The organism is Erwinia sp. LJJL01 (genome assembly GCF_047300805.2).
Classification (GTDB): domain Bacteria; phylum Pseudomonadota; class Gammaproteobacteria; order Enterobacterales; family Enterobacteriaceae; genus Erwinia; species Erwinia aphidicola.
On record NZ_CP178576.1, the window covers coordinates 436065 to 451008 of the forward strand.

The following is a 14944-nucleotide window of genomic DNA, read 5'->3' on the forward strand; positions in this document are numbered from 1 at the left end:
CGGCACCGCGCATTAAGACAGGGCAATCCGGTGTGGTCAGTCCCACACCGGATGTGCCGTTACTGCACCTTGAACCCTTCCGCTATTGCCCGCACATCATTGCCGGTGGGCGCCTGATGAATACGCAGACCGAATTCATCCACCACCGCAAAGATGTGGTCGAAGATATCCGCCTGAATACTTTCATACTCCAGCCACACCACGGTATTGGTAAAGGCATAGATTTCTACCGGTAGCCCCTCTGCGCCCGGTGCCATCTGGCGTACCATCAGCGTCATATCCTTGCGGATTTTCGGATGCTGGCGCAGATATTCGGTGAGATAGGCGCGGAAAGTGCCCACGTTCGTCATCCTGCGCTGGTTAAGTACCGAATCACGGGTGTTGTGTTCGCCATTCCAGCTGTCGATCTCCTGCTGACGCTCGGCGATATAGGGTTGCAGCAGGCGCGCCTGCGCCAGCTTTTGCTGCTCCTCTGCGCTAAGGAAGCGAATGCTGGTGCTGTCGATATTAATGCTGCGCTTGATACGGCGGCCGCCGGAAGCGGACATGCCGCTCCAGTTTTTAAACGCATCGGAAACCAGCGCATAAGTTGGGATAGTGGTAATGGTATTATCCCAGTTCTGCACTTTTACCGTGGTCAGGCCGATGTCAATCACCGCGCCGTCGGCGCCGTATTTCGGCATCTCCAGCCAGTCGCCCATTTTCAGCATGCTGTTGGCCGACAGCTGTATTCCCGCCACCAGCCCGAGGATCGGGTCTTTAAATACCAGCATCAGCACCGCGGCCATCGCACCCAGCCCGCTGATCAGAATGGCCGGGGATTTACCAATCAGCAGCGAGATCATCATGATGCCAATCACGATCGCGCTCAGCAGCTTCACGCCCTGCAATAAGCCCTTAAGCGGAAACTGTGAGGAGAAGGCAAAACGGTGCGCCAGGCCCTGCATCACGTCCAGCAGCGAGAAGAATGACATCAGCGCGTACAGCATCACCCACAGCTGGGCGCAGGTGGTGACGATGGCGGCAGCATCGCTGCCCTTTTGCAGCCACAGCACCGCCTGCACGTTGACGATCACCCCCTGCAGGGTAAATGCCAGCCGGTGAAACAGATTGTTTTGCGTGATGACTTGCAGCCACAGATGGCTGCTGGCCTGCGCACGCTTCTCAAAGGTGCGCAGGACGATGCGGTGCAGGATAAAGTGAATAATAATGGCGGTGAGGAAAATAATGCCAAAAATAACAATAAGCGAAGTGGTGTGGTCGGGTTCTATTCCATATTGCTTTAATAATGCGAGTAACTGCTGCATGACGCCTCCTTTTCGAACGAGGAGGGATCATGCCTGCTGCGGCATCCAGGTTCAACCCCTGGTTATCCGTGCTCAGGTCTTGGTTTTACTCGCGGCGTGGCAGTCACCTGACCATAATCTGACCTCCCGGAGCGTGCGATAAAGGCGGGATTTATCCGCGTCGCTCAGGTTCGGCTGGTTAAGCTGCCCGACAAACTGCTTTTCATCCAGCGCGTTGAGTGTCTTCTGCTGCAAGCCTTGCGCAATCTGCTGCAATATAACGTCATTGAGTCTGGCGAGCTGTGCGCGCACCTCTTCCAGCGGTCGGGGCTGCCAGCCATGAATCGGCGTAGCCAGCCAGTCTGCACGAAAACGATACTGCACCGCTTTGGCCGCGTCCATCTGCGCCTGAATAAACGGCACCACCGAGTTCTCATCCAGACAGAACTGCGTCGCGCGCTGTTTGCTGGCAGCCAGCACCTTCTGTTCCTGCTGCAGATCCTCTATTGGCCGGTGCTTGTCGGCCTTAAACGCCGCCACATCTTTCATATAGCTCAGGCGTTGATTAACCGAGGCGGCGAGGTCGCTGGCCTGCGCGCTGCCGATGCTCAGGCATAACAGAGTAAATAGAATTTTTGCTGACATGTGGCTTCCCTGTTCCCGTTTATTGACCTGCAGACTGTAGATCATTGGGCTGGATATGCCAAAGCATGATGGCGCATTTAGCGACCTGCAGCAGAATCGCGGCAGAAATCGGCGATATTCGACGAATTGATTTGTGCGCACAGGGGCTAAGCTGGTGGAATAATTGATAGCTGTACGGAGCACCCTATGCCAGATAAAGACCCCGTTGTTGAACGCCTCTCCCTTGAGGTAGTTGCACTGCGCAATATTGTGCAGATGCTGATCGCCTACGGCAATGTGCCGACCGGCGGTAAGCTGAACAAGTACCTTGAGAAGGTGGCAGAAGACGTTGAGCACCGCGACGGGCGCGAAGCGAATAAAGCGATTGCCGATGTAATCCGCACCTATATTCGCTAAGTGCGGCGACAAAGCCCCGGTATCACGCCGGGGCCTGCCAGCCTGTTACGCCACTTTAAACACTGAGATATCCTGCGCCAGCTGCGAAGCTTCGGCATGCAGGGCGTGAGTGTTTTCAGCGGTCTGATGAACCAGCATCAGGTTCTGCTGGATGCTGCGCTCCATCTGCGACACGGCCTGAGTGACCTCGGCAATGCCTTTGCTCTGCTCATCGCCCGCCACGCGGATCTCACCCACCACCTCTTTCACCTTCAGCACATCTTTCACCAGCTCTTCCAGCTGACGCCCTGCCCCTTCCACCAGCTTGCTGCCGGTCAGCACATTGCTGTCTGACTGGCCAATCAGCGCTTTGATCTCGTGCGCCGCCGTCGCGCTGCGCTGGGCCAGTGCCCGTACTTCAGAGGCCACCACGGCGAAGCCGCGCCCCTGCTCGCCGGCGCGGGCTGCTTCCACCGCCGCGTTCAGCGCCAGAATATTGGTCTGGAAGGCGATACCGTCGATCACACTGAGGATCTCACCGACGCGGCTGGATGACGTGCGGATGGTCTCCATCGTATCAATCAGCTGACGCATCACATCGCTGCTATTGCGTGCGATCTCTGCGGTCTGCTCGGTAAAGGCATCGGCCAGCCGGGTGTTCTCGGCGTTCTGCTGTACTGTCGCATTGAGCTGTTCCATCGCCGCGGCGCTCTGTTCGACCGCTGCCGCCTGCTCGCTGATTTTTCCGCTCAGCTCCTGATTGCTCTGCTCCAACCCGCTGGCGTTGTGCGCCACCTGTACGCCGCTCGACTGCACGTTGGTGATCACCCCGGCAATCTTGTCGACAAACTGGTTAAAGGACACGGCAATATCGGCAATTTCATCACGGCCGGAGGTATCGAGGCGGCGCGTCAGGTCACCGTCGCCGTGGGCGATATCGTCCAGCGCTTTACGCGTGGATTCCAGCCGCCCGGAGATCTGGCGGGCAACAAACCACAAGATGACCAGCAGCAGCAGCAGTGCCGGGATCAGCAGGATGAAAATGTCCTGCATGATATTATCGGCCAGCGCGGTCACCTGGGATTCCGGCGTCACCAGGCCGATCATCCAGCCGGTATCCGCCATGCGAAACAGGGTCAGCTGGCTGCGGGTGTGCAGCCACTCATCATTCAGGTTCTTGAAGGTGGCGCTGCGCTTGCTGGCGCTGGCGGATTTCACTGCAGCCACCATCGGAGCAAGCCACGCCTGCTGCTGCGCCAGATCGCTGAACTTCTTCAGCGCCTTATCTTTGATACCCGGGAAATAGAGCACGTTGCCAGCCTGGTCGAGAGCAAAAGCATAGCCGCCGGTACTGGCGCCGTTGCGCTGCATAAAGCCGGAGAGGTTGTCCAGCAGCACGTCAAAAGTGGCGACGCCGGCAAAGGCATCGCCCTTGCGGTAAGGCACGCTGCAGGTCACCATATTTACTCTGGATACCGGGTCTTGGTAAACTTCCGACCAGTTGCACTTGTTGGGTGAAGTGGTGCGGGTCGAGGTGTACCACGACTCGTGGTGATAGCCGGTTCCGGCAGGGTCGTTATAGCCGTCAGAGTAGTCGAGGCTGCCGCTGGCGTTGCGCGCCCAGAAGAAGCTGCGGCGGGCTACGCCGTCACTGAATGCATTCGGCTCCGGCCAGATTCCACCGCCGGCAATGCTTTTGTCGCCCTTGCTGTCGATAATTTGCGGCAACACCTGGCGAAACAGCGCTTCATCGTGCGGCAACACTTCGGCCAGCCGCGCCAGGCTCACGCCCTCACCCTCTACGCGGATCAGCTGCTGATTAAGCTGGCCAACGATATTCTCTCCGGTTTGCTGAATTAAGCTGTTACTGGCCTCGATCACGCGCGGCTGGCCGCGCAGTGAAATAGCCAGATAGACCATGATGCAGGTAAGCAGCAGCATTAAGACGCCACCTGACATCAACTTCCCTGATAAACGAACTGGAACCCACGACATAATGAATATCCTCAAGATGGAATTGCACAGCGACTATCAGAGATAAGCTCAACGCTAAATATTGATTAAGGTTATGCAGCTGCGTTCTAAAGACGCTTTATCCGGTTAATATCGGCCGTGCCGTCATAAAACTTTAACTTGCGGGAAAAACTTGATATATATCAAAATATTCCACTGCCTGTTACTCTGCGTTCGTTCCCTGAGACTGCCGTTCATGTCGCTCTCAGTGCATTTCATTCCCTGCTAATGGCAGCTCATGCCCTTTTCTCACGCCATAAAGAAGCCGGTCTTACTATGGCTGCAATTCCATATTGTTAATTTTCCCACCGGGAGAGCCCCATGAGCACAGCAACCGTCAGCAGCAGCGTTAATCGCACTCGCTGGTTAACCCTGATAGGCACTATCATCACCCAGTTTGCGCTGGGTTCGGTCTACACCTGGAGCCTGTTCAACGGCCAGCTCTCTATGAAGCTGGACGCGCCCATCAGCCAGGTGGCATTTTCCTTTGGTTTGCTGAGCCTCGGCCTGGCGCTGGCTTCTTCAGTAGCAGGGAAATTGCAGGAGCGTTTTGGCGTGCGCAACGTCACTATTGGTGCCGGCCTGCTGATGGCGATTGGCCTGATGCTGACCTCGCAGGCGGATAATCTGTTTATGCTTTACCTCAGCGCCGGGGTACTGGTCGGTCTGGCGGACGGGGCAGGCTATCTGATGACGCTGTCCAACTGCGTGAAGTGGTTCCCGGAGCGTAAAGGGGTGATCTCAGCCTGTGCTATCGGCGCTTACGGCCTCGGCAGCCTGGGCTTTAAGTTTATCTGCAGCTACCTGCTGAGCGTCTACAGCCTTGAAACCACCTTTATGATCTGGGGCGGCGTGGCAATGACCATGATGATCCTCGGCGCGCTGATGATGAAAGATGCCCCTAAACAGCAGGCGGCGGGCAACAAAATGGCGAGCCAGGCGCGTGACTATTCGCTGGGCGAATCGATGCGCATGCCGCAGTACTGGATGCTGGCGCTGATGTTTTTGACCGCCTGCATGAGCGGCCTGTACGTGATTGGCGTGGCGAAGGATATCGGCGAGAGCATGGTACATCTGAGCGCGCAGACGGCGGCGAATGCAGTGACCATCATTGCGATTGCCAACCTCAGCGGTCGCCTGGTGCTTGGCGTGCTGTCGGATAAAGTGGCGCGTATTCGGGTGATCACCCTGGCGCAGGTGGTGTCGCTGGTCGGCATGAGCATTCTGCTGTTCAGCCATATGAGTGAAAGCAGCTTCTTTATTGCCATTGCCTGCGTCGCCTTCAGCTTCGGCGGCACCATTACCGTTTATCCGTCGCTGGTCAGTGATTTCTTCGGCCTGAACAACCTGACGAAAAACTACGGCGTGATTTACCTCGGCTTTGGTATCGGCAGCGTGATGGGTTCTCTGATCGCCTCACTGTTTGGCGGCTTTACCATCACCTTCAGCCTGATTATGGCGCTGCTGGTTATCTCCCTGCTGCTCTCCGCCACCATCCGCATGCCGCACAAGCCGGCAGCGCGCAAAGAGACGCTGCAGCACGCCTGACGGCACGCAAGAGTGGCCCGCTGCTGAACACAGCGGGCTTTTTTTATGCCTGTTGATGGCGGAACTTCGGCTCCGGCAGGCCCGCCACAGCCACGCGCACCGCAAACAGGTCTCCGCACTGCGGATATTGCGCCAGCTCCTCAGCGCTACGATTTTCGCGCGAGCTGGTGATATACAGCGTTTTCAGATCCGGCCCGCCAAATGCCACCATGGTCGGCCAGCGTACCGGCAGCGGGATCTCATCGACAATTTCCCCGCTGTGCGGATCAAGGCGAATGACTCGGGCGCCGTCGAACATCGCCGACCAGTAATAGCCTTCGCTGTCGACCGCCGCGCCGTCGGGGATCCCCCCCTGCTGCTGAATAAAGCGGCGCACTACCTGGCGCTTACCGATCTCCCCGCTGTGGGGGTCAAGCGGGTAGCGGTACATCACGCCGTTTGGCGTGTCGGTGTGGTACATCCAGCGGCGATCGGGAGAAAATGCCAGCCCGTTGGAAATCTTAATATCGTCGGCCTGCATGCTAAGGTTCAGCTGATTATCGACGCGGTAAAGCGCCGCCCCGTTGCGATCCTGCGGTTCCCACAGCGTGCCGCACCAGAAGCGCCCAAAGGGATCGACGCGGCCGTCGTTAAAGCGGCTGCGCGGCGCATCACCGGGATTATCCGCGATGCGCTGGGTAATTTGCCCCTGCTCATTAAGGAAGCAGACGCCGCTGCGCAGTGCGGCTATCAGCCCGCCCTCTGCGCGCAGGCCGATGCAGCCAATATCTTCCGCCACCGGCCAGCGCTGATGCTCGCCTGTGGCCGGGTCAAAGCGGTGCAATGCTGGCGCGAGGATATCGACAAACCACAGCACCTGCTGCTCGCTGCACCACAGTGGGCACTCACCCAGCTCCGCCTGTACCGGTAATACGTTGCTCACCTGATAATTCATCTCAGCTCCTTGCACGGTTATTTACCTTAAGTGTACGTGATTTTATCCGCGGCATCGCAGGCAAAATTCCCTACCTCATTTAATGTTTGAGACAATTCCCAATCGAAAGGCCTGTTTTTAGGCTATATCTTATTTAATAAATAGCAGCTTAATAAATAACTCTGCTATTGGAATTATTTTGAAATACCTTATTAAATAAATCTACAATCGACGCATTATTCCTCCACTTTTCCCACGTAGAGTTGTAGCTATAGAAAAGGGAAGGAGAGACATAATGATAAACATAATTAAAGCAGCGACCGTAGCTGCACTGATTGTCATGCTGAGTGGTTGTATCGTTGGCCGACCTTATCACGGCGGCGGAGGGTATCATCATGACCACGGCAGACACCGTGGCTGGTAAGGAAGTCAGGTGAGGTTTTCTCACCTTCGCGGGCAAAGCCTGCACACAGCAAGATAATAAAAACAGAGAAGTTGAAATAAATTGGGCGGGGATTTCCCCGCCCTTATTTTTTGCTTTTAGCTTTTAACGCTGAAATTACACTGATACCAGGCTTTCTTCAGTCCCGGGACGTGGCTGTCCTGCGGGTCAAGCGCTTCTACCTTATCGAACCCGCGCTCATTACAGTAGCGCTCAACATCTTCCAACATGGCGGTCTTATCCACGCTTGTCGGGTTAAAGCGATATTGCACGGTATTCACCGCCGGATCTTCATCGACTTTCTCAAAAGCCCCTGGTTTGCTGGAAGTACAGCCCGCCAGCAATAACAGCGCCAGAGCGCCGAACAGTTTCGTTTTCATTCTGATTCCCCTCTTCCGGTGCCGCATAATAACAAGCTCCCCCTCCGTGACTATCGGATTCCGGCGCATTTGCATAATTTTACTTAAGTTATGCAATGTTCTACCGATTGAATCGATTCAGGAAGACGCTTAGCGTTATCTGCTGTTAGGTGCGAATATGCTTTACAGACATCGCGACATGTCTGCACAACACCAGGATTTTTATTAATAATTACAATATTTTATGCCCGCGGCGAGCGGGCTTTTTTTTGCAGGTCAGTTACCTGTTCCGCTAATAATTATACGTAAGACGTTTGCTGAATCCTTATCAGTAAGTGCCAGAACCGACTGATAAAGATCAATGGTCATATCGCACAGCTTCGCTTCGTCAACGCCCGCTTCAGCAGGCGTATTGAGGGTTTGTAAGTCACTGCCCCACTTCGCGTACAGCGTGCGCACCACCCCCTGCAATTTTACTCTTCCCTGCTGTAAATCAACCGGTTGGTCAGCACCATTGCTGTGCTTAAACAGCGTATCCATCGCCAGCAGTTCGCTGTCGGTCAGCGGCTTGGGCAGCACATCGCTGATGTTGATCCCCCCCTTCACCTGCGGGAACAGAAAGCGGAAACATTCAGCGGCACCCCTTTCACGCATCGCTTTCATCTCCTCAAGGGAAATTTGCATATAGCGGATAAGATCTTCATCGCGCGCGGCGTTGATGCGCTGATTTAGCAGATCGGCAGCCAGCGGGCGCAGGCGGTCAATCGCCTGCTGTAAGGGTACGCCCGCCTCAAGGCTGCTGAGCAGCCGATCGTTTGCCTGACGGTAGAGCGTGGGCTGCTGCTCTTTGATGGTGCGCCAGACGGGCTGCACCGCCAGGCTGTCCTGCGCGGCAGCCAGAGCCGCTTCCTGCTGCTGACGCGGGGCTATCCAGCCGTAGTAGTAGAGATTTCCCATCAGCAGCGGCAGTACAAACAGCAGCGCGCCGGTTAGTTTCGACAATTTTTGGCGTTTTAGCAGCCAGCCGATAACCAGCAGCCAGACCAGAGCGGAGGACAGCGAGGCGAGAATAGCGTGAGAGTTCAAAACAGGTTCCTGAAATCATCAGGCCGGGTTGCCGGCCTGTCTAAGGTTCGTCGGTGGGTTAATCAGCGCGGACGTCAATCAGCACCGGGCAGCTGGCGCGTTCAATCACGGCGGCGCTGCACGATCCTTTCAGCAGGCGGTTGAACGAGGAGAGATGGCGGCGGCCCATGATGATCATCGCGGCGCTCAGCTCGTTGGCCTGGGCGACAATACTTTGTGCCGACTCGCCGGGAACCACCTTGCCGCGCGCCTTAACGCCCGCGCGTTGCAGTTCGGCCAGCGCCATGCGCACTACGGCTTCAGCGGTATTTTGCTCATCGAGCGCCAGGCCGAAATCACCCGGGTCCTCCCCGGCTTCAATATCAAACGCCCCGGAAGCAGAGTAGCTGGCATCAACACAGCACACCACAACCACTTCCGCCTGTAAAGCCAGCGCCTGTTCGGTGGCCAGCGCCACCACTTTACGTGCAATAACTGAATTATCTACAGCGACTAAAAGCGTTTTCATATCCCTCTCCTGTCAGTCACGTAATGCCGCTTTTCCAATCTCATCGATCAGCGCGTCTTTACACTTGAGGATTTCAGCGCGATTGCGCTCCTCATTCAGCTGAAAGCGTGCGCTGGGGATCAACAGGCTGATGGAAAAGCGGCCAAGAATGGTATCGATCGCCACGGCCATGGTGGAGATCCCTTCCAGCGTTTCGCCGCGATCGTAGGCCAGGCCAGTGTGACGAATTTCAGTTAAGTGCGCCAGCAGCGCGGGGAAATCACGCACCGTCAGCTCGGTAATGGCCTGGTAAGCCTCGCCCACCAGCTCTTTTGCCGCTTCATCACTGTCCAGCGCCAGCAGAGCGCGCCCGCCGGAGGTGCTGTAGAGCGGCAGATTCATGCCGATGCGCGGCACGACCCGCAGCTCGCGATCGGCCACCACATAGTGCACGATGGCCAGCTGCAGCCCGCTGGCGCGCGCCAGCGAGACGGTTTCGCCCGTGGCATCGCACAGCGCCTGCAGCCAGGGCTGAGCGATAGCCACCACGTCGGTATGCACGTTGGCGATCAGCCGCAGCAGCGCGGGGCCAAGGCGCACGCCGCCCACGCCGTGGCTGCGCACCAGCTGCACCGAGTCGAGTGCGCCGACGATGCGCTGCACGGTCGATCGCGGCAAATCAACGGCCTGGGCGATCTCGCCCAGACTCATGCCGTTTGGTGTGGCCCCCAGCGCATCTAATATTTTCGCGGCGCGTGTGATGACCTGAATGCCGCCGATCCGTTCATCATCGCGGCAGTGTAGGGGTTCAGACATAGGGATTCTCTTTCCTTGTAATCGGCAATTACTGTAGCACTAATTGGCTTAGCGGACACGCTGTATCGCATTGCAATACAGTGCATCACCCTGTACTATTGCCGCAAATGTATCACGATGCAATACAGTGCATCGATAATAATAACGATGAATGATGTCGGAGCCCCTGCTATGAACTCCCAGCCTGCCGCTATGCCCGCACCGCACCCATTTACCCTGCGCCTGGCGCTGGGGCTGGTTGGCGTGCTGATCGCCGCGCTCAGTTCAGGACTTAACGATCGCGTCACCGATCTGGCGCTGGCCGACATTCGGGCGGCGATCGGTATCGATTTTGACAGCGGCAGCTGGATCACCTCCAGCTACCAGGCCGCAGAAGTGGCGGCCATGATGATTGCGCCGTGGTTTGCCGTGACCTTCTCCCTGCGCCGCTTTGCGCTGGCAGTAACCTTTGGTTTTGCGCTGATCGCCATGATCCAGCCCTTAGCCCGCGATGCCAGCACCTTTATTACCCTGCGCACAATCCAGGGGCTGTTTGGCGGGGCGCTGCCACCGTTGCTGATGACGGTGGCGCTGCGTTTTCTGCCGCCGGGCATCAAACTCTATGGCCTGGCCGCCTATGCGCTGACCGCCACCTTTGGCCCGAATATGGCCGCCTCGCTTGCGGCGTTCTGGACCGATTCCGTCGGCTGGCAGTTTACTTTCTGGCAGGTGATCCCGGCTTGCCTGGTGGCCGCCACGCTGATTGGCTGGGGACTGCCGCAGGATCCGCTGCGCCTTGAGCGCTTTCGCCAGATTGATGCCTTCGGCATGCTGACCGGCTGTAGCGGCATGGCGCTGCTGGTGCTGGCGCTGACCCAGGGCGAGCGCCTTGACTGGCTGCAGTCACCGCTGATTAGCGCCATGCTGCTGGCCGCGGCTGCCCTGCTGCTGGTGTTCCTGATTAACGAATGGTATCACCCGCTGCCGCTGTTCAAGCTGCAAATGCTACAGCGTAAAAACCTGACCCACGGACTGCTGGTGTTAGCGGGCGTGCTGATGGTGGCGCTCTCCGGATCTGCGCTGCCCTCTGCCTACTTCGGGCAGATTGACGGGTTTCGCACCGCGCAGTTTGCTCCGCTGGCGCTGACCATTGGCCTGCCGCAGCTGCTGATTGCGCCGCTGATAGCAGCCCTGCTTAATCTGCGCTGGGTAGACTGCCGCTGGATGCTGACCGCCGGCGCTGCGCTGATGGTGCTCTCCTGCCTGCTGGGAATGCAGCTGACCGACGACTGGGCGCGGCAGAACTTCTGGCTGATCCAGAGCCTGCAGGCGTTCGGTCAGCCGATGATGATCCTGCCGGTACTGATGAGTGCCACCAGCGTCGTGTTACCGCCCGAAGGCCCCTTTGCTTCCGCGATGTTTAATACCGTACGCGGCTTTTCCAGCGTCGCCGCCGGGGTACTGGTGGAAAACTTCCTCACCCATCGTGAAAAATTCCATTCGCACGTGCTGGTCGATCAGCTCGGCAACCGTCCGTGGCTGATGACCGCCCCCGGCAGCGACAGCGCCAGTTCTCTGGCTCCGCTGCTGCCGGACGGTTCAATCAGCTCCGGCGAGAACCTTGGCCATTTCAGCACGCTGGTAAAACATCAGGCGGTGATCCTCAGCATCAGCGACGGCTACCTGCTGATCATCGGCTTCGCTCTGCTGCTGGTGCTGCTGACCGCCTGGCTGCCGAAACGCGTCTGGCCACCGCAAACCTTACTCACTTCTGCTCCGCTTACTCCGGGAAAATTATAATGCGCTTCACACCTGCCAAACGTACCACGCTGCTGCTCCTGCTGCTGTTGATCCTGCTGGCGATCGCCTTTTTCGTCTGGTCAGCGATCAACCACCGTTCGCTACGCACCGATGACGCGGTCGTCGCGGCGGACTATACGCTGGTGGCCCCGAAAGTCTCTGGCTATATTCGCACGGTAAATGTTGATGATAATCAGCAGGTTAAAGCTGGTGACGTGCTGGCAACCATCGACGATCGCGACTATCGCGTGGCGCTGGAAACCGCCCAGGCCAATTTACAGATCAGCGAAGCGAAGCTGAGCAGCATTGATGCCCAGCTTGAGCAGCAGCAGGCAACCATCGCCCAGACGGCCGCCGCGGTCAGCGCCAGCCAGGCGACCCTGAGCTACGCCGGGCAGAATGCCGAGCGCTATCGCCGCCTGCTGAAAAGCGGCACCGCAACGGCGGATGAACAGCAAAAATCCAGCTCCACCATGCAAAGCGCCGCAGCGCAGGTAAAGCAGAGCCAGGCGGCCGAGCTGGCCGCGCGTAAGGAAGTGGCCGTGTTGCAGGCCAGCAAGAAGCAGGCGCAGGCCGATATCGCCGCGATGCGCGCCAGCGTGGATCAGGCGCAGCTTAACCTTTCGTATACCCGCATCACCGCACCGATTGACGGCAGCGTTGGGCAGCGCGCGGTGCGCCAGGGGGCGTGGGTGTCGGCCGGAACGCGCCTGCTGGCGGTGGTGCCTTTGCAGCAGAGCTATGTGGTGGCCAATTTTCTTGAGACCCAGCTGGCGCATGTCAGCCACGGCCAGGCCGTTTCAATAACGGTGGATGCCCTGCCCGGAGTTACCCTGCGCGGCCACATCGACAGTATCGCACCGGCGACCGGCTCGACCTTTGCCGCAATTACCGCCGACAACGCGACCGGAAACTACACTAAAGTGGTTCAGCGTCTTCCAGTTAAAATCGTGCTGGAACCGGGCCAGCCTGAGCTGGCAAGGCTGCGCGTTGGCATGTCGGTGGTGCCGCAACTGGAAAGCCATTAATGTAAGAAAGGTCTCAGAACAAGCGTCTTTATTTTGCCGGAAAATAGCGGTAGATTAGCGTTCGATCATGGGTGTTCAGAGGGTTTTTGCAGTGAAATATGCTTTTATGGGGATCTCTTTTATCCTGCTAATCTGGGTTGGCACTTTCTATCTGATGCTGTAATGATTGGCCGGATAAAGAAAAGGGTCAGGTGCACCTGACCCCCAGCCTGGTTAGTTCACGCCTTCTCCACGAAACATCGCCTTTATCCCTCTAACTGCCTGGCGAATACGGTCGCTGTTCTCTATCAGCGCAAAGCGCACGTGCGTGTCGCCGTAATCGCCAAAGCCAATCCCCGGCGAGACGCAGACTTTCGCTTCCTGCAGCAGCAGTTTAGCGAACTCCAGTGAACCCAGCTGCGCATAGCGATCGGGGATTTTCGCCCAGACGTACATCGAGGCTTTCGGGTTATCCACCATCCAGCCCGCCTCGTGCAGCCCTTTCACCAGCACATCACGGCGGCGTTTATACTGTTCGGCGATGTCGCGCACGCACTGCTGATCCCCTTCCAGCGCGGCAATCGCGGCCACCTGAAGCGGGGTGAAGGTGCCGTAATCGTGGTAGCTCTTAATGCGCGCCAGCGCCGCCACCAGCTCTTTATTACCGACCATAAAGCCGATACGCCAGCCCGCCATGTTGTAGCTTTTCGACAGCGTGAAGAACTCCACTGCCACGTCGCGCGCGCCCGGCACTTCCATAATCGACGGCGCTTTCCAGCCATCGTAAACGATATCGGCGTAGGCCAGGTCGTGGATCACCAGCACGTTGTACTGCTTTGCCAGCGCGATGACCCGTTCAAAGAAGTCCAGCTCGACGCACTGCGCGGTAGGGTTCGACGGGAAGCCGAGGATCATTATCTTCGGCTTCGGATAGCTTTCGCGGATCGCACGCTCCAGCTCGTTGAAGAAGTCCACGCCCGCCACCAGCGGCACCGAACGTACCTGCGCCCCGGCAATCACGGCACCGTAAATATGGATGGGATAACTCGGATTCGGCACCAGCACGGTATCACCGTGATCGAGCGTTGCCAGCATCAGGTGTGCCAGCCCCTCTTTGGAACCAATGGTGACAATCGCTTCCGATTCCGGGTCGATATCCACCTGGTAACGGTCGGCATACCAGCGGGAAATCGCCCGACGCAGGCGCGGAATGCCGCGCGACGTCGAGTAGCCGTGGGTGTCATCACGCTGCGCCACGGTGCAGAGTTTTTCCACGATGTGCGGCGGCGTCGGGCCGTCCGGGTTGCCCATGCTGAAATCGATAATATCTTCCCCGCGACGGCGTGCGGCCATCTTCAGTTCGGAAGTGATATTGAATACATAGGGGGGAAGACGTTCGATACGGGAAAAACGGCGAGCGGAATGATTGTCAGCCATAGTAACCTCTGATTAACGTAAGCGCCCGGACCATCCGAGCGACGCTGACCACCGTAGTGGTCGAGGAATGACCATAGCGTACAATTCTGTAACCTGTCGAGAGGCAGAATAAAATTTTTTATCTGGCCGGATTAATGCGTCCAAACAGCCAGTCATTTACCCACTGGCCGCGCAGCAGATAATTATCCCGCAGCGTCCCCTCCAGCACGAAGCCGTTTTTTTCCAGCACCCGGCGCGAGGCGATATTGCCCTCCACCACCTGCGCTTTCAGCTTGTGGAACTCACAGTGCGCCAGCAGGAAGTCACACAGCGCCCCCAGCGCTTCGCTGCCGTAGCCCTGGCCGAAATAGTCGCTCAGCAGCGAATAGCCCACTTCCACCTGCCGATGGGGAGCCCATTCCGGGTTCGCCCCCATCATGCCTATCGCCTGGTTGTCCTCTTTGCGGCGGATAACCAGGCACAGCATATGAAAGCTGGTCACCTGCCAGGGCGCCAGCCGGTCCTGAAAACGCTGGCGGATATCGGCCAGCTGCGGTACTGCACTGATAAACTCCATGCAGGTTTCGTCAGTGTGGACCTGTAAAAAAAGCTGCCAGTCTTCCGGCTTAAGCCGGGTCAGTACCAGTCGTTGCGTGGTGAGTTGCATCGTTTCGCTCACTAAAAGGGGAAAAACCACAAAATAGCCATCTCTTTTATCTGCCGCTTTTTGGCCGTGTAATCGTCCTGCCCTACAGCAAAACGATAACAATTT

Annotated in this window: 15 protein-coding genes; 5 read left to right on the forward strand and 10 right to left on the reverse strand. The window is 57.4% G+C overall.

Annotated elements, in window-relative coordinates:
* Positions 1–59 precede the first annotated feature (59 nt).
* Both ACLI4M_RS02760 and ACLI4M_RS02765 read right to left on the reverse strand, forming a co-directional pair.
* The gene (locus ACLI4M_RS02760) at positions 60–1307 is read right to left on the reverse strand and encodes a mechanosensitive ion channel family protein (RefSeq protein WP_048915310.1); all 1248 of its coding nucleotides are present in this window, start codon (positions 1305–1307) and stop codon (positions 60–62) included.
* Positions 1308–1379: 72 nt separating this feature from the next.
* Positions 1380–1931: a chorismate mutase gene (locus tag ACLI4M_RS02765; RefSeq protein ID WP_133623143.1), complete on the reverse strand. Its 552-nt coding sequence runs from the start codon at positions 1929–1931 to the stop codon at positions 1380–1382.
* A gap of 186 nt (positions 1932–2117) precedes the next feature.
* Here ACLI4M_RS02765 and ACLI4M_RS02770 point away from each other — a divergent pair, with 186 nt between their 5' ends.
* Positions 2118–2327 (forward strand): hypothetical protein, encoded by a 210-nt coding sequence (locus tag ACLI4M_RS02770; protein ID WP_048915308.1) that lies wholly within the window; start codon positions 2118–2120, stop codon positions 2325–2327.
* A 45-nt stretch (positions 2328–2372) separates the two neighbouring features.
* Here the strand turns inward: ACLI4M_RS02770 and ACLI4M_RS02775 are convergent, their stop codons facing one another.
* A complete protein-coding gene (locus ACLI4M_RS02775) occupies positions 2373–4301 on the reverse strand; it encodes a methyl-accepting chemotaxis protein (protein ID WP_133623142.1) in 1929 nt (642 codons plus the stop codon).
* A gap of 339 nt (positions 4302–4640) precedes the next feature.
* On the opposite strand from ACLI4M_RS02775, the gene ACLI4M_RS02780 reads away from it, so the two are divergent.
* Positions 4641–5867: an L-lactate MFS transporter gene (locus ACLI4M_RS02780; RefSeq protein ID WP_133623141.1), complete on the forward strand. Its 1227-nt coding sequence runs from the start codon at positions 4641–4643 to the stop codon at positions 5865–5867.
* A 43-nt stretch (positions 5868–5910) separates the two neighbouring features.
* Here ACLI4M_RS02780 and ACLI4M_RS02785 read toward each other — a convergent pair whose 3' ends face one another.
* From ACLI4M_RS02785 to ACLI4M_RS02805, 5 genes are all read right to left on the reverse strand, one after another.
* On the reverse strand, positions 5911–6801 hold the full coding sequence (locus tag ACLI4M_RS02785; RefSeq protein WP_062818121.1) for an SMP-30/gluconolactonase/LRE family protein: 891 nt from the start codon (positions 6799–6801) through the stop codon (positions 5911–5913).
* A gap of 519 nt (positions 6802–7320) precedes the next feature.
* Positions 7321–7602: a hypothetical protein gene (locus ACLI4M_RS02790; RefSeq protein ID WP_048915303.1), complete on the reverse strand. Its 282-nt coding sequence runs from the start codon at positions 7600–7602 to the stop codon at positions 7321–7323.
* 255 nt (positions 7603–7857) lie between these two features.
* Positions 7858–8667 (reverse strand): hypothetical protein, encoded by an 810-nt coding sequence (locus ACLI4M_RS02795; RefSeq protein ID WP_133623140.1) that lies wholly within the window; start codon positions 8665–8667, stop codon positions 7858–7860.
* Between the two features lie 58 nt (positions 8668–8725).
* Complete coding sequence (locus ACLI4M_RS02800; protein ID WP_133623139.1) at positions 8726–9175, reverse strand: universal stress protein; 450 nt, start codon at positions 9173–9175, stop codon at positions 8726–8728.
* A 12-nt stretch (positions 9176–9187) separates the two neighbouring features.
* Positions 9188–9970 (reverse strand): IclR family transcriptional regulator, encoded by a 783-nt coding sequence (locus ACLI4M_RS02805; RefSeq protein WP_133623138.1) that lies wholly within the window; start codon positions 9968–9970, stop codon positions 9188–9190.
* Positions 9971–10141: 171 nt separating this feature from the next.
* Between ACLI4M_RS02805 and ACLI4M_RS02810 the strand changes: the two genes are divergently transcribed.
* From ACLI4M_RS02810 to ypdK, 3 genes are all read left to right on the forward strand, one after another.
* On the forward strand, positions 10142–11749 hold the full coding sequence (locus tag ACLI4M_RS02810) for an MFS transporter (RefSeq protein ID WP_099754671.1): 1608 nt from the start codon (positions 10142–10144) through the stop codon (positions 11747–11749).
* A complete protein-coding gene (locus ACLI4M_RS02815; protein ID WP_133623137.1) occupies positions 11749–12777 on the forward strand; it encodes an efflux RND transporter periplasmic adaptor subunit in 1029 nt (342 codons plus the stop codon). The genes ACLI4M_RS02810 and ACLI4M_RS02815 overlap by 1 nt, the downstream gene beginning before the upstream one ends.
* A gap of 67 nt (positions 12778–12844) precedes the next feature.
* Complete coding sequence (gene ypdK / locus ACLI4M_RS02820) at positions 12845–12940, forward strand: membrane protein YpdK (RefSeq protein WP_208864875.1); 96 nt, start codon at positions 12845–12847, stop codon at positions 12938–12940.
* 50 nt (positions 12941–12990) lie between these two features.
* On the opposite strand, the gene alaC is transcribed toward ypdK, so the two are convergent.
* Together alaC and ACLI4M_RS02830 are read right to left on the reverse strand one after the other, a co-directional pair.
* Positions 12991–14193 carry an alanine transaminase gene (gene alaC / locus ACLI4M_RS02825; protein ID WP_133623136.1) on the reverse strand — a complete coding sequence of 401 codons (1203 nt, stop codon included), beginning with the start codon at positions 14191–14193 and terminating at the stop codon, positions 12991–12993.
* A 118-nt stretch (positions 14194–14311) separates the two neighbouring features.
* The gene (locus ACLI4M_RS02830; protein WP_099754674.1) at positions 14312–14839 is read right to left on the reverse strand and encodes a GNAT family N-acetyltransferase; all 528 of its coding nucleotides are present in this window, start codon (positions 14837–14839) and stop codon (positions 14312–14314) included.
* Positions 14840–14944 lie beyond the last annotated feature (105 nt).